Origin of the sequence: Haloprofundus salinisoli (assembly GCF_020097815.1) — an archaeon.
GTDB classification, from domain to species: Archaea; Halobacteriota; Halobacteria; order Halobacteriales; family Haloferacaceae; genus Haloprofundus; species Haloprofundus salinisoli.
Genome location: NZ_CP083663.1, coordinates 1,946,512 through 1,961,391 on the forward strand (window position 1 = coordinate 1,946,512; position 14,880 = coordinate 1,961,391).

15 protein-coding genes and 1 pseudogene are annotated in these 14,880 nt (G+C 67.9%); 11 read left to right on the forward strand and 5 right to left on the reverse strand.

Annotated features, from left to right (window positions below; genetic code table 11):
* Nucleotides 1–2: 2 nt before the first annotated feature.
* Nucleotides 3–638 carry a deoxyribose-phosphate aldolase gene (deoC, locus tag LAQ73_RS10315; protein ID WP_224268208.1) on the reverse strand — a complete coding sequence of 212 codons (636 nt, stop codon included), beginning with the start codon at nucleotides 636–638 and terminating at the stop codon, nucleotides 3–5.
* A gap of 213 nt (nucleotides 639–851) precedes the next feature.
* On the opposite strand from deoC, the gene LAQ73_RS10320 reads away from it, so the two are divergent.
* From LAQ73_RS10320 to LAQ73_RS10330, 3 genes are all read left to right on the forward strand, one after another.
* Nucleotides 852–1,658 carry a DUF63 family protein gene (locus LAQ73_RS10320; RefSeq protein ID WP_224268209.1) on the forward strand — a complete coding sequence of 269 codons (807 nt, stop codon included), beginning with the start codon at nucleotides 852–854 and terminating at the stop codon, nucleotides 1,656–1,658.
* Nucleotides 1,659–1,731: 73 nt separating this feature from the next.
* A complete protein-coding gene (locus LAQ73_RS10325; RefSeq protein ID WP_224268210.1) occupies nucleotides 1,732–2,598 on the forward strand; it encodes an ATP-dependent ribose-1-phosphate kinase in 867 nt (288 codons plus the stop codon).
* A gap of 75 nt (nucleotides 2,599–2,673) precedes the next feature.
* On the forward strand, nucleotides 2,674–3,189 hold the full coding sequence (locus LAQ73_RS10330; protein WP_224268211.1) for a hypothetical protein: 516 nt from the start codon (nucleotides 2,674–2,676) through the stop codon (nucleotides 3,187–3,189).
* A gap of 3 nt (nucleotides 3,190–3,192) precedes the next feature.
* On the opposite strand, the gene LAQ73_RS10335 is transcribed toward LAQ73_RS10330, so the two are convergent.
* Complete coding sequence (locus LAQ73_RS10335; RefSeq protein ID WP_224268212.1) at nucleotides 3,193–3,714, reverse strand: DUF7509 family protein; 522 nt, start codon at nucleotides 3,712–3,714, stop codon at nucleotides 3,193–3,195.
* Nucleotides 3,715–3,828: 114 nt separating this feature from the next.
* Between LAQ73_RS10335 and LAQ73_RS10340 the strand changes: the two genes are divergently transcribed.
* The 3 genes and pseudogenes from LAQ73_RS10340 to LAQ73_RS10350 all read left to right on the forward strand — a co-directional run.
* Nucleotides 3,829–4,200: an ArsR/SmtB family transcription factor gene (locus tag LAQ73_RS10340; RefSeq protein WP_224268213.1), complete on the forward strand. Its 372-nt coding sequence runs from the start codon at nucleotides 3,829–3,831 to the stop codon at nucleotides 4,198–4,200.
* A gap of 64 nt (nucleotides 4,201–4,264) precedes the next feature.
* The gene (locus tag LAQ73_RS10345) at nucleotides 4,265–4,993 is read left to right on the forward strand and encodes a guanosine phosphorylase (RefSeq protein WP_224268214.1); all 729 of its coding nucleotides are present in this window, start codon (nucleotides 4,265–4,267) and stop codon (nucleotides 4,991–4,993) included.
* A gap of 77 nt (nucleotides 4,994–5,070) precedes the next feature.
* Nucleotides 5,071–5,244 (forward strand): annotated as a pseudogene (locus LAQ73_RS10350) (HPP family protein); the annotation flags it as partial.
* A 40-nt stretch (nucleotides 5,245–5,284) separates the two neighbouring features.
* Here the strand turns inward: LAQ73_RS10350 and LAQ73_RS10355 are convergent.
* The gene (locus tag LAQ73_RS10355; RefSeq protein ID WP_224268215.1) at nucleotides 5,285–6,460 is read right to left on the reverse strand and encodes an NAD-binding protein; all 1,176 of its coding nucleotides are present in this window, start codon (nucleotides 6,458–6,460) and stop codon (nucleotides 5,285–5,287) included.
* Between the two features lie 163 nt (nucleotides 6,461–6,623).
* Here LAQ73_RS10355 and LAQ73_RS10360 point away from each other — a divergent pair, with 163 nt between their 5' ends.
* Genes LAQ73_RS10360 through LAQ73_RS10370 form a run of 3 tightly spaced genes read left to right on the forward strand, consistent with a single transcriptional unit; the run spans nucleotide 6,624 to nucleotide 9,416 of the window.
* On the forward strand, nucleotides 6,624–7,865 hold the full coding sequence (locus LAQ73_RS10360) for a potassium channel family protein (protein WP_224268216.1): 1,242 nt from the start codon (nucleotides 6,624–6,626) through the stop codon (nucleotides 7,863–7,865).
* Entirely contained in the window at nucleotides 7,862–9,085 is a 1,224-nt protein-coding gene (locus tag LAQ73_RS10365) for a DUF8167 domain-containing protein (RefSeq protein WP_224268217.1), read from the forward strand. The genes LAQ73_RS10360 and LAQ73_RS10365 overlap by 4 nt, the downstream gene beginning before the upstream one ends.
* Nucleotides 9,086–9,143: 58 nt before the next feature.
* Nucleotides 9,144–9,416, forward strand: a complete 273-nt coding sequence (locus LAQ73_RS10370) for a ubiquitin-like small modifier protein 1 (protein WP_224268218.1) — start codon at nucleotides 9,144–9,146, stop codon at nucleotides 9,414–9,416.
* Between the two features lie 216 nt (nucleotides 9,417–9,632).
* Here the strand turns inward: LAQ73_RS10370 and LAQ73_RS10375 are convergent, their stop codons facing one another.
* Nucleotides 9,633–10,469 carry a ubiquinol-cytochrome c reductase iron-sulfur subunit gene (locus LAQ73_RS10375; protein ID WP_224268219.1) on the reverse strand — a complete coding sequence of 279 codons (837 nt, stop codon included), beginning with the start codon at nucleotides 10,467–10,469 and terminating at the stop codon, nucleotides 9,633–9,635.
* A gap of 428 nt (nucleotides 10,470–10,897) precedes the next feature.
* Between LAQ73_RS10375 and ppc the strand changes: the two genes are divergently transcribed.
* Together ppc and pyrF are read left to right on the forward strand one after the other, a co-directional pair.
* On the forward strand, nucleotides 10,898–13,594 hold the full coding sequence (gene ppc, locus LAQ73_RS10380) for a phosphoenolpyruvate carboxylase (RefSeq protein ID WP_224268220.1): 2,697 nt from the start codon (nucleotides 10,898–10,900) through the stop codon (nucleotides 13,592–13,594).
* Nucleotides 13,595–13,718: 124 nt separating this feature from the next.
* Nucleotides 13,719–14,513, forward strand: a complete 795-nt coding sequence (gene pyrF, locus LAQ73_RS10385) for an orotidine-5'-phosphate decarboxylase (protein ID WP_224268221.1) — start codon at nucleotides 13,719–13,721, stop codon at nucleotides 14,511–14,513.
* 40 nt (nucleotides 14,514–14,553) lie between these two features.
* On the opposite strand, the gene LAQ73_RS10390 is transcribed toward pyrF, so the two are convergent.
* Entirely contained in the window at nucleotides 14,554–14,688 is a 135-nt protein-coding gene (locus LAQ73_RS10390; RefSeq protein WP_224268222.1) for a C2H2-type zinc finger protein, read from the reverse strand.
* Nucleotides 14,689–14,880: the final 192 nt, after the last annotated feature.

The following is a 14,880-nucleotide window of genomic DNA, read 5'->3' on the forward strand; positions in this document are numbered from 1 at the left end:
TCTCACTCCGGTGCGCCGTCGAGAATCGCCACCCCGCTGGACGCGCCGATGCGCTCTGCGCCCGCGTCTATCATCGCCATCGCCTCCTCGTAACTGCCGACGCCGCCGCTGGCCTTCACGGGGAGATACTCGGACATCAGTTCGACGTCCTCGACCGTCGCGCCTCCGTCGGCGAAGCCGGTCGAGGTCTTCACGAACGCGGCGTCGGCCTCTTTGGCCGCCTCGCAGGCGCGGTGTTTCTCCCCGTCGGTCAGAAGCGCCGTCTCGATGATGACCTTCACCGGAATCGGCACCGCGGCGACCACTTCGGCGATATCGGCTTCGACTACCTCGTCCTCGCCGGCCTTCAGACGGCCGACGTTGATGACCATGTCCAACTCGTCGGCACCCTGTTCCCACGCGTCGACGGCCTCGGCGCGTTTCGCCTCCGTCGAGTGCTGGCCGTGCGGAAAGCCGACGACCGTCGCGAGCGTCACGTCCGGCGCGTACTCGGCCGCTTCGGCGACGTAACACGGCGGGATGCAGACGTTCATCCCGTACTCGACGGCGTCGTCGAGTACCGATTTCGCGTCGGCGACTGTCGTCTCCGGGCCGAGGACGGTGTGGTCGATGCGGGCGGCGAGTTCGCTTCGCTCCATGGCGGCCCCACGGCGGCAGGTGTTAAAATCCCGCCGGAGGTGGGGTGCTGCGCGTTCGCCGAGTGGGCCGGCCGCCGCGCGGTCCGACCGCCACCCGGAGCGTCGATAACCACCGGAGACGACAGCGATCCGAAGACGACAGCTACCCGGAGACAGTGACGTCGCCGTCTGCGTTCGGTAAGGCTTTCACGGCGGCCCGACACTCCTCGCCCCATGCAGGTGTTGCCCGAGGGGTTCGCGCTGCCGCCGTTGCCGTACCTCCTCGCGCTCGTCGTCGGTCTCGCCGCTGTCGGCTACGCGCTGTACCGTCGTCGGCCCACGCTCGCTGAGCGCCACGTGCTCGCGCTCGCACCGTGGATGGTGACCGGGTCGGCGCTCCACGTCGCTTACGCGTTGGGGACGCTCCCCGCCGCAATCGAACCGCTGATGGGGACGCCCTCGGTGTACCTCTCCGTCGCCGTCGTCGCCGGCGGCGTCTGGGTTGTCGCCGACGCGGCCGACAAACCGGTTCCCGTAACGCTGGCCGCGGCGGGTGTCGCCGCCGCGATTCCCGCCGTCTGGTTTCCCGTCGCGGCGGCGCTCTCGGTCGGGTCCTTTCAGCCGTTCTGGTCGACCGTCGCGCTCGTCGTCTCGCTCGCTCTCGGCGCGGCGGCGTGGGTCGCATTGAAAACCGTCCGCCCGGAGACGGCCCTCACCGGCTGGGCCGGCGCGCTCGCGGTGTTCGGCCACACGCTCGACGGCGTCTCGACGGCCGTCGGTCTCGATGTGCTCTCGTTCGGCGAACGGACGCCGCTGTCTCGGCTCATTTTCGAGTTCGCCGCCGAACTTCCGACGGCCGACCTCGTGGGGACGGGATGGCTGTTCGTCCTCGTGAAACTACTGTTGGCTGGGGTCGTCGTCTCGCTCATGGCCGCCTACGTCCGCGACGAACCTGGCGAGGGGTTTCTGCTCTTGACGCTCATCGCGGCGGTCGGCCTCGGCCCGGGCGTCCACAACCTCATTCTCTTCGCCGTCGCCTGACCCGGCGGCCTTCCGTTGCCGGCGCACGACCGCGTCGGGTGGCTTTTTCCCACCGGCGACCGAGAGTCGTCTCATGCCCCGCGTCATCTGCGCCGGTCACGTCAATTGGGACGTGACGCTCCGCGTCGACGACCTCCCCGAACCGGACGGCGAAGCGGCCATCGAAGCGCAGTCCGGCGCGGGCGGCGGTAGCGCCGCGAACGTCGCCGGCGGCCTCGCCGGGTTGGGTCTGGCCACCGACATCTTCGGGAGCGTCGGCGACGACGACCACGGCGCGGACGTCGAAGCGGAACTCGTCGACGCGGGCGTCGACTGCGCGATGCTGGTGCGGGCCGAGGGCTCGACCGCGGTGAAGTATCTCGTCGTCGCCGCCGACGGGCGGGTGATGGTCCTCGGGCGCGACGGCGTCAACGAAGCCTTTGCGGCTTCAGACCTCGTCCCGGAACGACTCGCCGCGGCCGACCACCTCCACCTGACGAGCCACGACCCCGAGACGGCCGCAACGCTGGTCGAACGCGCCCACGCGGTGGGAGTGCCGGTCAGTTTCGACCCGGGTCGGCGCGTCGGCGACCGGGGGTTCGAAGGCGCGCTCGACGGGGCCGACGTCGTGTTTCTCAACGACCGCGAGGCGGCGGCGGCGCTCGACACCGACCTCTCGCCGCGCGGCCGGACGCTCGTGCTGAAACACGGCCCGTGCGGCGCGGAGGTCCGTACCTCGACGGAGACGTACACGCATCCCGGCTTCACCGTCGACACCGTCGACACGACGGGTGCGGGCGACGCGTTCGCCGCCGGCTTTCTGGCGAGTCGACTTGACGGCGACGGCTACGACCGAGCGCTCGCCGTCGCTAACGCCTGTGGCGCGGTCGCCGCCTCGTCGGTGGGCGCGCGAACGGCGCTCGACTGGGAGACGGTCGGCCGACTGCTCGACGGGGACTGAGATGCTCCGGAACTCCTATCAGACGTTTCGATAGTCTCCCGCACGTTTATACGACTGCACGGACTTTTCCGGGTAATGCTCGTCGACATCGCCCTCGACACGGCGGCGGCGCAGAGCATCGCGTCGCTGATCCGCCTCGCGCTGGGTGCGCTGGCGGGTCTCGTCGCGGCCGTCGTCATGGGTGTGCCGATGGGTCGACAGGAGGGCGGCTTTACGCCCGCCTACGTCACCGCCTCGGTGTTACGCCGAACGACGCCCGACGAGGTGAGTTTCCGTGACGCCACCGTCGTCCACCACGGCGCGGGGACGCTCGCGGGCGTACTCTACGCGCTCGTGCTGACGCTCGGCGAGGCAGTCGCCCCCAGTGTAGGGACGCTCGGCGGTGTCGACCTCTTGTTGCATCTGGTCGCCGTGGGTCTCGTCGTCGGGTTCATCTACGGGTTCTTCGCCTACGTCGTCCTCCCGCGCGCCGGGGGTAGCGGCATCTACGAAGAGCAGTCGACGGCGGTTCGCGGGCAGTGGCTCCGTTCCTCGCTCGTCTTCGGGGCGGCGTTAGCCGTGGTCGCGCCGTTTCTTTTCGCCTTCGCGTGACGCTCACTCCTCGGGCGGGAACGGCAGAGTTCCGTCGCCCTCGCGGCGCATCACGTCGCGGACGAACAGCCGAACCCCGTCGACGAGGTTCGCCTCGTCGTCGTACGCCCGGACCGTCGCATCCCACCGGTCGGCGACGGCGCGAATCATCGCACTCCGCACGCCCGCTTCGTGGACGAACAGCACCCGCTCGCGCTCGTGGTCGGACATATCCTCCAGCACCGCCCCGACTTCGATGCCGACGCCGAGATTCCGGCCGTCGCCGGGGACGACGAAGACGACGGCGTTGCTGGCGCGGGCGAAGCGAAGCGACTGCGTCCCGGCGTCCATCTCCTCTAAGTCGATGTCGACGTCGGTGGCGAGAAAAGCGTTGAATCCCACGCCCCGAAGGTCGTCGCGGAGGCGTTCGAGGAAGGCGAACATCTCGGTGTTCTCCCCGCGGTGGGTCTTGTACGGCCCCATGAGATAGACGAGAAAGCGCCGATACTTCGTCGGTGGGAGGGTGTCGAGGAGGTGGTCACGCATCTTTGGCAGTGGTTCTCGGAGCGAGGGTATAAAAATGACGGATGTTTCAATGAACGCTGACTCAAGAAGTGTTATGTACCGTGAAGCGCTACTTAGGAACAGTAAGTGGTCGCCATGTCCAAAGCCGAACATCCCGACATCCCCGAACTCCCCGAGGACGGCGTCCTCGCGCTGAGCGAGTACCTCGCCATGCAGCGCGCAATCGGCGAAGAGACGCGCTACCGCGTGCTCGCCGAACTGCTCCGTGAAGGCGAACTGAGCGCGAGCGAGTTAGCAGAGCGCCTCGACAGCCCCTCGAACCGCCTGCACTACCACCTCGACAGACTCGTCGACGTCGGGTTGGTGGCGAATCGAAAGCGCCGCGAGCGCGGAAAAGACGGCCTCTACTCGTACTACGCGGCGACGGCGCTCGGCGAGGCCATCATGACCCACGGCGTGAGCGAACTCATCGCCGAAGAGCGCGACCTGCTGCAGCGGTACGGGTAGAGCGAGCGCCCGAGGCGACACGGGAGACCAATCAGTTTTTCCCGACTACCCGTGACCCTCGGATATGGCAAAACAGCCGCACCTGCTCGTCGAGGAGGGAGACGTACACGACATCGCGCTCATCCCCGGCGACCCGGGCCGAGTCGACCGAATCGCAAAGCAGTGCGAGAACGTCGAGGAAGTCTCGCAGAACCGCGAGTACAAAATCGTCAACGCCGAGTACGACGGCGTTTCGCTCACCATCTGCTCGACCGGTATCGGCTGTCCGTCCGCCGCCATCGCCGTCGAGGAACTCTCGCGCGTCGGCGTCGACACGGTGATTCGCGTCGGCACCATCGGCGCGCTGCAGGAGCACGTCGAAATCGGCGACATGATCGTTGCGACCGGTGCGGCCAAAGAAGAGGGTACCTCGAAGCGCTACGAGTCCGAAGTGTACCCGGCGGTACCGGACTACGGGATTCTGACGGCGCTCGTCGATTCCGCGGAAGCCAACGACGAAGACGTTCATGTCGGCCCCATCGTCTCCGACGACGCGTTCTACAACGAGTCCGACGAGTACGTCGAAGAGTGGAACGCGGCGAACCTACTCGCCATCGAGATGGAGGCGGCGACCGTCTTCGCGCTCGCGCGCCGCAAGGGGATGCGCGCGGGAGCCATCTGCACCGTCGACGGCAACCTCGTGAAGGGGACCCAGAAGGGCGCGGACTCCGACGAGGAACTGCCAGAGAAGGCGAAGAACAACGTCGAACGAGCCATCGCCATCACGCTGGATGCGGTCACGACAGTCGCCTGAGAGCGCCGACTGCTCGACCGGGTGGTGACGCGCGTCGGTAACCTCTTTCGCCGCATCCGTCGGATCGAGCGCCGCGAACTCGCGTCGCCCGCCCGGAGGTCGAATCGCTTATCAGCGCCAACGCCCGGGCGTACGACCCCGTTATCATCGGCTCCAGCGGCGACCGAAGCGCCGCCTCGCGCTTTCTCTCCCCGCCGACGTTCGAGCGACTCGAATCGCCGGACTGTGACCTCGCAGTCGTCGACCGCGGACCTCACCTGACCGGGCTCAGGAGAGGGCTGCCCCGCCGTCTCAGCGCTCCAACGAGCGGTCGCGGAGCAGTCGTTCCGCGACGTCTTCGATGCCTTGTCCACCGAGGGCCGACGCCGCCAGCAGGTGACCGCCGAGCGCCGCGGGGCTGATGACTGTGTTCGCACCCGCTCGTTTCAGTTTCTGGACGTTGCCCCGGAGCGTCGCGGCGGCGATGATGGGGACCTCGGGGTTCAACTGCCGCGCAGTGAGAATCGAGAGCGCGTCCTGCGCGTCGTCGTTGGTGGCGACGACGACGGCGCGGGCATCCTCGACGCGGGCACGCCTCTGCGGGTCGTCGTCGCTCGGGTCGGCAGTGAGCACGTGAATGCCGCGGTCGGTCAGTTCCTGGGCGCGATCGCTGTCGCGGGTGACGACGAGGTACTCTGCCTCGTCGCGCAGTTCTTCGAGAATCGGTTCGGTCAGGTCCCCGTAGCCGAGGACGAGGATGTGGTCTTCCAAGAGCGAGAGCTGTGTGTCTGTCATGCGTCCGAGTGTTTTGGCGAGTCGAGCCTCGATGGCCGGCGTCAGGAGCGTCCCGAGGGCGACGGCGAAACTCGCCGTCCCGGTGAGAAGCACCGACATAGCGAACAGTTTCCCCGCTTGGCTGGCCGGCGTCACGTCGCCGTAACCGACGGTGCTGGCGGTGACGAGCGTGAAGTAGAACGCGTCGACGACGGTGTCGACGGTTCCGAACTCGTCGCGCAGCACGTACGTACCGACCGTGCCGTACACTTGCGCGAGGCCGATGGCTGCCAGCGCCGCCTGCTGAGTCGCGGTGAGTTCGGCGTGCTCTCTGAAGTGCCGGTGGTTCAACGAGACGACGAACAACGCCAGAATAGAGAGCACTACCAGCGGATACGCGAGCGGACTCGACTGAAGCAGTCCCTGTGCGGCCGACAACGGCAGTAGTAGCATCGCCGCGTACCAGCCGAGCCGAAAGCCGCGGCGGAGCGCGTAGACGCTCGCCAACAGCAGAAAGCCGGTAAACGCCCCGGTGAACCCGGCGGTTTGCTGGACGAACGGCGGAACGTACGCGGCGAGCGGACCGGTGACGCTCGGGACGTCGAGGCCGGGAATGCCGAATCCGGCGACGCCGGTGATAATCGACAGCATCGCCGCCGCGGACGCCAGTCCGACGGCGAGCCGCGGCCCGACCAGTTTCCGGTTCACCTCCATACCTCCGGGTTCGGCGACAGCGACACATAAATTCGTCCGAAGTCCGCCCGCGGCCCTCGTCGGACCTCCGGGTGACCGTCCGAATCGGCGGGTCGTCCGGGTCGCCCGAGACGACGTCCTCCGGGTTCGGTAGACGTTTATTCGGTCCGCCTGTGGCGACGCTATGGTGCAGTCGATACCGGTCGAGATTCTGCGAGGCCTCTACCTCGGCGTCCTCACGGGTATCATCCCCGCGCTCGTCTCCGCTGGGCTCGGCTTCGTCTTCAAGTACTTCACCGGCGTCTCCATCCCCGGGTTCGGTGTCGTCGTGTTCGCGCTGGCCATCGCGGGAGCCAACGGCGGCCTGTTGGCGCTCGGCGACGCCAGTCTCACCGACGGACAACACGGCGTCGCGCTCACCGTCGCCATCCTCGTCGTGCTGATGCTGTCGCTGTACGCGCACGCACAGGGCGACAAACTCGGCGGCACGCTCCCGAAGCGAATCACCTTCAAGTCGCTCCGCGAGCGGACGCTCTCGGGTGAGGTGGTCGAACTCGTCGGCGGCCGGCGTCGGGTGACGGTGACCGTCGCCGGCGAGGTCGACGACATCGAAGGGTATCCACCGCTTCCTCCGGCGCTCCGCACGGAGCTGCGAGAGGGCGAGTGGGAGTTCCCGGCAGACGTCCCGCTTTCGGAACTGGAAACTCGACTCGCCGAACGACTTCGGACCGACTACGGCCTCGCGGAGGCCACAGTGTCGCTCGACGAACGGGCCCGCGCGACGCTCGCGGCTGCCCCGCCGGTCGGCAGCCTCTCGAAGCGCCTCTCGCCGGGCCAGCGCGCCGTCTCCGTCGAGACGCTCGTCCCGACGGGCGTCGCCCGCGGGGAGTCGGTGACGCTCCGGACGGCCGACCGGAGCGTCGACGGAACGGTCGTCGCGGTGAGAGCCGCTGAACCGACGGCGTCGAGTTCGCCGACGCCCGACACCGACGACGACGCCGAATCCGACGAGAGCGAGGACGAGGAGAAACCGACGGTCGCCCCCGCGGCCCCCGTCGCCGCCGGCGGCGAGGGTCGCCTGACGGTCGCCGTCGACCGGCCCGGCGCGGAGGCGTTGCTGTCGGCTGACGCGCCGCAGGTGGTCGTTCGCTCGCGCGGGACCCGCCGCGAGTTCGAGTTGACGAGGCTGCTGCGCCAGGCGGGTCGGCGCGTCCAGCGACTGTCGATTCGCGCCGACAGCGCGCTCGACGGAACGACGCTCGGCGACGCGAGCGTCCGCGACGCCTACGACGTGGCCGTCCTCGCGGTTCGCCGCGACCGCTGGCGGTTCGCCCCGCGCGGCGACACTCGACTGGCGGCGGGCGACGAGCTGTTCGTCGTCGGCTCGCCCGCCGCGCTGGCGTCGCTCGAGGAGGTGGTCGCGTGAGAGGAGATCTCTCGGCGGTCGACGCGTTCGTCTGGCTGCAGACGGGGACGCCGAACGAACCGCTCGGTACCGAAACCGGCTTGCTCGGCGACGCGTTCTACATTCTCGGCCTCGCGTTCGCCGCCGCCGCCGTCGCCGCCGTCGGGGTGTTCGGCTACCGCTGGTACTTCCGAGAGCGCCCGCCTCGGGGCCTCACCGTCCTGCTCGGCCTCTCGGCGGTCGTCCTCTACCTCAACACGGCCAAACTGAGCGACTTCGCCGCCGGCGGCAACGGCAGTGACGACCTGTTTCTGGTCGGTAACGTGCTGTTCAACCTCGGCGCGCTCGCGGCCGCTACGGTGGCGGCACCCGTCGGCGCGCAACTCGGCGATGCGCTCGCGGCGAACACGGCCGCGTTTTCGGGCGTCCGCGAACTCGAAGGCGAGGTCGGCCGGGTCGTCCGCTCCGTCGGCCGCGTCATCTCCGTGACGCTGCCCGAAGACATCGAGGATATGGACGAGTACGACCCGGTCGCCGACGCGACGAAGGAGTCGCTCGCCGGCAAGACGCTGTTGTTCCCCCGGCGACTCACCGTCGCGGAACTCCGCGAGCGGCTCGTCGCCCGCCTCCGCGAGGATTACGGCGTCGGCCACGTCGACGTCGACCTCACGCAGGACGGCGAGGTCGAGTATCTCGCCGTCGGCAGTCGCCTCGCCGGCATCGGACCGACGCTCGCGCCCGGCGGCGTCGCCGTCGCGGTCCGCGGCGACCCCTCGTTCGAGGCAAGTCCCGGCGACACGGTGCAGGTGTGGCACGCCGCCGCCGACGGCCCGACGCGGGTGCTCACCGGCGAACTCCGCGCGACGACCGACGAGGTGGCGACGCTCGCCGTCGACGAGGCGGACGTCGGCCGCCTCGACGTGGCACAGTCGTACCGCCTCGTCACCCTCCCGGTCGACCCCGGCGTCGAACGGCAGTTCGCGGCGCTGCTTCGGACCGCCGAGGAGACGATGGGCGTCGTCTCCGTTGCCGAGACCGACTCCGGCACGCACGCGACGGTCGGCGACCTCGCCACGACGGTCGTCGCCGTCCGACCGCAGAGCGGCCCGGTAGAGGCGATACCGTCGCGTTCGCGGCGGTTGTCCGCGGGCGACACGCTGTACGTCATCGCGCGCCCGGACGAGCTCCGCCGCCTCGAACGGACCGTCGGAACGGCCGCGGGCACCGCGAGCGACGACTGACCGTCGCCGGCCTCGGAAGCCCGCAACCCTCATGTCGACTGCGCGGCGAGTAGCGAGCATGCAGTGGAAGCTTTTCGCAGACCTCGCGGAGACGGCTGGAACGCGGACCGTTTCGCTCGACGCCGACTGCGACACCGTCGGCGACGCGCTCGACGTGCTCCTCTCGTCGCGCCCGGCGCTCGAATCGCGCGTCCTCGACGACGACGGCGAGGTACAAGACCACATCAACGTGCTCCGAAACGGCGAGAGCGTCTTCACCGGCGAGGGGCTCGACACGCCCGTCGCCAACGGCGACGAACTCGCGCTGTTCCCGCCGGTCAGCGGCGGCTGAGCGAGAGCGGCGGCGGCTAAAGTTTGTCAGCGAACGCGCGGTCCACCGCTCGGCGTGCCCGAACGATGACCGCGAGGGGGTCGAGGCGGGTGCGCGGCGCGCTCTCAGGCGGGTGCGAACGCTGCGCCGCCTGCTCGCCTTTCGAAACCTCGTCTACGCTCGGTTCAGAGAACACGGAGAGAAGAGGGGGCCGACGAGCCTCGGTGAGCGTCGGCGTTACTCGGGCCGCGGTCGGGCGACGAACAGCGTCTGAACGATGCTGAACGGGTCGTACACCGACTGGTGGCACTGACAGTACACGGCGTCGGCACCGCCGAACGTCGCGGACGACCCCGTCGTCTTGTACCCGGGGACGCAGCAGAAGTGGGTACACTTGTTGAGCCACGCGATGACGCCCTGGGAGGTACTCGCCTGCAGCCACTGGTTGTTCTGTGCGGCCTCTTCGATGCGCTTGCTTCGGATCATCTGAACCGGGATGATGTCTTCGGTGTCCTCGGAGCGCCACGTCCCGGAGGCTGGCTTCCCGATACCGGCCTGTCCGATGCCGTTCCCCCACGTCTCGTAATCCTCGAAGTCGCTGATGTTGAACCGGTCGCCCTCCGATTTCTCCTCCTGCTGCCAGGAGTACGGCGGCGCGGAGCCCGAGAGGAAGTAGTTGTCGCTCTCGTAAGTGGGGCTGAGACCTTCGTACGACTCGACGCCGCAGTACTGGAACCACTCGGAGGAGTAGGTGGTGCCGCCGAGTTGCATCCGCGCGAGCTGGACCTCGACCCCGTTCTGTTCGACGGTCTGGACCTCGGGCCAGACGCCTTTGATGTAGCCCTCGTCGTCGATCTCGATGGGAATCTGTGGCATCCCGCGCGGTGCCGGTCCCGCGATGTTCTCGATGGAGTACGCCTGCGTCGAACCGCCACCCGCACCCGAGGCGTTCGTCGCCGCGTTGATGGTGGTCGTCCCGAGGGCCCCCACGCCCGCGAGAGTAGCGCCCCCGACGACGCCTTTCACGAACCGACGCCGCCCGGATTCGGCGGGGTACTTGTCGCTATCGCTCATACCTAGCCGTTAGAGTGACCGATAAAAAGACTGACGAAGTGGGTGGGGAGCAGTCACCACCGCCGAACTATACCGCCCGCAACACCGTTCGACTCCGGTCTGCTATATACTGCTCTTAGCGAGCTTTTTACGTATCACGCTCCCCGATTCAGGCGACGCCGCCACGATTGCAACGGAATGTGAGTACAGCCAGCCACGTGGCGCGTCACCGACCCCTCGCGGGGTCCGCATCCACAGCGGCGTCGGACCGCATCGAGACCAAACAGGTCGACGCCCTGGTCGTCAGACATCACTCGTTGCGCTTCTCTCCTCTTCTCTCTTCATTTCGACCACGAAGACAAAACGTAATGGACGATAGTACTCGATTCTAAGGCAATTTTTCGACGGTTGTCGCGGACTTTTACCCTATGCCACTCGTACACGTACGCATGGACCTGCACAACCGGACGGTTCGCCAGGACGTCCGTGAACTCGGTGCGTTGCTCGGTGACGTACTGGAGGCTCAGACGTCCACCGAGGCGTTCGAGACGGTCGAAGAGCTTCGGACGAACGCGATCGGCTACCGGAAGGGCGACATCGAGTCGAGACAGCAACTGTACGACGTGCTCGGCAGACTCCGCTCGGGCGACGAGAGCGTCGTCGCTCGGGCGTTCACGACGTACTTCGAGCTCATCAACCTCGCCGAGGAGCGCGAACGCGTCCGCGCGGTCAGACGCGGGTCGCAGGACGGGACGCTCGACGACAGCCTCGTCGAAACCGTCGCCGCCCTCGTCGACGACGGAGCCGACCCCGACACCGTCCAGCAGGTTCTCGACGACGTCCTCGTCGAACCGACGTTCACCGCCCACCCGACCGAAGCCCGCCGCAAGACGGTCAAATCGAAGCTTCGCTCCATCGCGGGCGAACTGGAGACGCTGGACGAACGCCGCCTCACCGATCTCGAACACGACCAGACGTGGCACGAGGTAGACGCCGAGGTGACGAGCCTCTGGCAGACGGCGCAGGTTCGAAACCGCCGCCCCGAACCGACAGACGAGGCCCGAAACGTCCAGTGGTACCTCGAGAACACGCTGTTCGATGTGACCGGCGAGGTGTACAGCGAACTCGAAGATATCGTCTCGGAGGCGTACGGCGACGAGGTGCAGGTGCCGAAGCTGTTCGAGTTCCGTTCGTGGGCGGGCAGCGACCGCGACGGCAACCCGTACGTCACCGTCGACGTGACCGAGGAGACGCTCGAACGCCAGCGCTCGGTCGTCCTCGACCGCTACCGAAGCGCGCTCAAGCGCCTCTCCGGCGTGCTCAGTCAGGACGGGAGCCGTATCGACGCGGGGCTGGCGTTCGAGCAGTCGCTGGAGGCCGACCGCGAGCGACTGCCGGCGACGGCCGAGGAGGCGACGACGCGCTACCCCGACGAACCGTACCGGCAGAAACTGAAACTGATGCGCGAGCGCCTCGAACGCGTCGAGGACGTCCGCCCCGACGGCTACGACGACGCGGCCGAACTCGCAGCCGACCTCGACGTCATCGCGCAGAGCCTGAAACTGAACGGGGCCGAGCGCGTCGTCTCCGCGTACGTCGAACCGCTGATGCGACAGGTCGACACGTTCGGATTCAGCCTGGCGAGTCTCGACCTGCGCGACCACCGCGAGAAACACACGAGCGCCATCGCGGAGGCGCTGGCGGTCGAGGGCATCGAGTACCGCTCGATGGACGAAGACGAGCGCGTCGACCTGCTCACCGAGGCCGTCCTGCAGGACCAGCCGGTGCTCGACCTCGACGACTTCGAACAGTTCTCCGACGAGACGACGCGGGTGCTCCGTCGCTTCCGCAAACTCGGCGACTGGCAGCGCGAGTACGGCGTCAGCGCCATCGACACCTACGCCATCTCGATGACCGACGAGCCGAGTCACGTCCTCGAAGTGCTGTTTCTGGCCGACCAGGCGGGCGTCGTCTCGCTACCCGACCACTGCGGTATCGACATCGTTCCCCTCCTCGAAACCGAGTACGCGCTCAACGGCGCGCACCGCATCATGGGCACGCTGTTCGAGAACGAGGCGTACTCGCAGGCGCTCGCCGCCCGCAACGGCCTCCAGGAGATCATGCTCGGCTACTCCGACTCGAACAAGGAGAACGGCTTCCTCGCGGCGAACTGGGACCTCTACAAGAACCAGCGCCGCCTCGCCGACATCACCGACGAGTACGACGTCGAGATGCGCCTGTTCCACGGCCGCGGCGGCTCCATCTCCCGCGGCGGCGGTCCGATGAACCAGGCGATGCTCGCGCTGCCGAACGAGACGGTGTCGGGACAGATCAAGTTCACCGAGCAGGGCGAGGCCATCGCCGAGAAGTACGCGAACCCGCGCATCGCCGAGCGCAACCTCGAACAGATGCTCGACGCCCAGATTCGCGCCCGCTACGAGGCGATTCAGGAGCCGAAAGAACACGTCCCGGACGAGTGGGCCGAGGCGATGGACACGATGTCCACCGCCGCCAGACAGGAGTACCGCGACCTGCTGGAGACGGAGGGGTTCGTCTCCTACTTCGAGCAGGCGACGCCCATCACGGTCATCGAGAACCTCAACCTCGGCTCTCGCCCCGCCTCCCGGTCGGGTGAGCGCACCGTCGAGGACCTCCGCGCCATCCCGTGGGTGTTCTCGTGGACGCAGTCGCGGTGCATCCTGCCGGGGTGGTACGCGCTCGCCGCCGGTGTCGACGCGTACCTCGAAGACGACGGCGACCAGGAGACGCTTCGAGAGATGTACGACGAGTGGCCGTTCTTCCGGACGACGCTCGACAACGCGGCGCTGTCGCTGGCGCGGACGGACCTCGAAATCGCCGCCGAGTACGCCAACCTCGCGGACGCGTCGCTGCGCGCCACGTTCTTCGGTCGCATCGAGAACGAGTACGACCGCGCGACCGAACTGGTCGGCACCATCTCGGGGCGCGACTCGCTGCTGACACGCGAGTGGCTCGGCGAGAGCCTCCGCCGACGCAACCCGTACGTCGACCCGCTAAACCTGCTGCAGACGCACCTAATGGCGCAGACTCACCGGACCACCGAAGAGGAACGGACGCTCCGCCTGACGGTGAAAGGCATCGCCGCCGGGATGAAGAACACGGGGTAGCCGAGAGCGCCGACCCGACGCCGGCGGGTCCGCCGCCGGCGAGGCCCGCCCGGAGATCTCACCGACGGGCCCACCGTTCCGCCGAAGAGCAACATTTAGCCTCCCCCCGTCCGACGGCCCGTCAATGAACTTCTTCGACCGCCTGGCCGACCGCATCGCGACGGTCGACAGCGTCGTCTCCGTGGGCTTGGACACCGACCCGTCGCGCATCCCCGAGCACCTGCAGGAGAAAGAGCTGCCGCAGTGGGCGTTCAACCGCCGCATCATCGACGCGACGCACGAACACGCCGCCGTCTACAAGCCGAACGCCGCGTTCTACGAGTCCGAGGAGGGGTGGCGCTCGCTCCGCGAGACCATCGCCTACGCCGAGGGGAAAGGCGTGCCCATCCTGCTCGACGCCAAGCGCGCCGACATCGGCAACACGACGCGGCAGTACGCCAAACTGCTCGACGATGTCGACGCCATCACGGTCAACCCGTACATGGGCCGCGACTCGCTCGAACCGTTTCTCTCGCGGGAGGACAAGGGCGTGTTCGTGCTCTGTCGGACCTCGAACCCCGGCGCGTCGGACCTCCAGGAGCTCGAACTCGACACGGGCGAGCCGATCTACGAGCGCGTCGCGGCGCTTTCGGACCTCTGGAACCGAAACGGGAACGTCGGGTTGGTCGTCGGCGCGACCGCGCCCGAGGAACTGGAGTCGCTGCGCGAGCAGGTGCCGGACTTGCCGTTTCTGGTCCCGGGCGTCGGCGCGCAGGGCGGCGACGCGGAGGCAGCCGTCGAGTTCGGGCTGCGAGCCGACGGCGTCGGCCTCGTCAACTCCTCGCGCGGCATCATCTTCGCCGGCGAGGGCGAGGGCTTCGACAAAGCCGCCGGACGCTCCGCTCGACGGATGAAGCAGCGACTCAACGAGTTCCGCTAGCCGCGAACGCGGCGTTCGGCCGCTCCGCGGGGACGAGTCGTCAGTCGACCAGTCCGGCGTCTCGGACGTGTGCGTCGAGCGCGGCCCGGTTCTCGAACTCCTCGCCGCACGTCTCGCAGACGTACGACCCCGACTCGACTTCGTTCGCCGAGTCCGCGTCGTCCGACTCGGTCATCGCATCACGTCCGACTGATCGATTTTATCCGCCCTACCTTGCTGCGTCGTGGACGCACACTGAACACAGATGCTCAGTTCGCGGTCGTAGTGCTCGTCACAGACCATCGCACCGCAGTTCGGACACGTGTGAGTCGCTTCCGCCGACTCGCACACCTGGCAGACGCCACTGACACTCATACGCGTGGTACGA

Coding starts and splice junctions, on each gene's coding strand:
- deoC (WP_224268208.1), bottom strand. CDS start 638: ATGGAGCGAAGCGAACTCGCCGCCCGCATCGACCACACCGTCCTCGGC.
- LAQ73_RS10320 (WP_224268209.1), top strand. CDS start 852: ATGCAGGTGTTGCCCGAGGGGTTCGCGCTGCCGCCGTTGCCGTACCTC.
- LAQ73_RS10325 (WP_224268210.1), top strand. CDS start 1,732: ATGCCCCGCGTCATCTGCGCCGGTCACGTCAATTGGGACGTGACGCTC.
- LAQ73_RS10330 (WP_224268211.1), top strand. CDS start 2,674: ATGCTCGTCGACATCGCCCTCGACACGGCGGCGGCGCAGAGCATCGCG.
- LAQ73_RS10335 (WP_224268212.1), bottom strand. CDS start 3,714: ATGCGTGACCACCTCCTCGACACCCTCCCACCGACGAAGTATCGGCGC.
- LAQ73_RS10340 (WP_224268213.1), top strand. CDS start 3,829: ATGTCCAAAGCCGAACATCCCGACATCCCCGAACTCCCCGAGGACGGC.
- LAQ73_RS10345 (WP_224268214.1), top strand. CDS start 4,265: ATGGCAAAACAGCCGCACCTGCTCGTCGAGGAGGGAGACGTACACGAC.
- LAQ73_RS10355 (WP_224268215.1), bottom strand. CDS start 6,460: ATGGAGGTGAACCGGAAACTGGTCGGGCCGCGGCTCGCCGTCGGACTG.
- LAQ73_RS10360 (WP_224268216.1), top strand. CDS start 6,624: ATGGTGCAGTCGATACCGGTCGAGATTCTGCGAGGCCTCTACCTCGGC.
- LAQ73_RS10370 (WP_224268218.1), top strand. CDS start 9,144: ATGCAGTGGAAGCTTTTCGCAGACCTCGCGGAGACGGCTGGAACGCGG.
- LAQ73_RS10375 (WP_224268219.1), bottom strand. CDS start 10,469: ATGAGCGATAGCGACAAGTACCCCGCCGAATCCGGGCGGCGTCGGTTC.
- ppc (WP_224268220.1), top strand. CDS start 10,898: ATGGACCTGCACAACCGGACGGTTCGCCAGGACGTCCGTGAACTCGGT.
- pyrF (WP_224268221.1), top strand. CDS start 13,719: ATGAACTTCTTCGACCGCCTGGCCGACCGCATCGCGACGGTCGACAGC.
- LAQ73_RS10390 (WP_224268222.1), bottom strand. CDS start 14,688: ATGACCGAGTCGGACGACGCGGACTCGGCGAACGAAGTCGAGTCGGGG.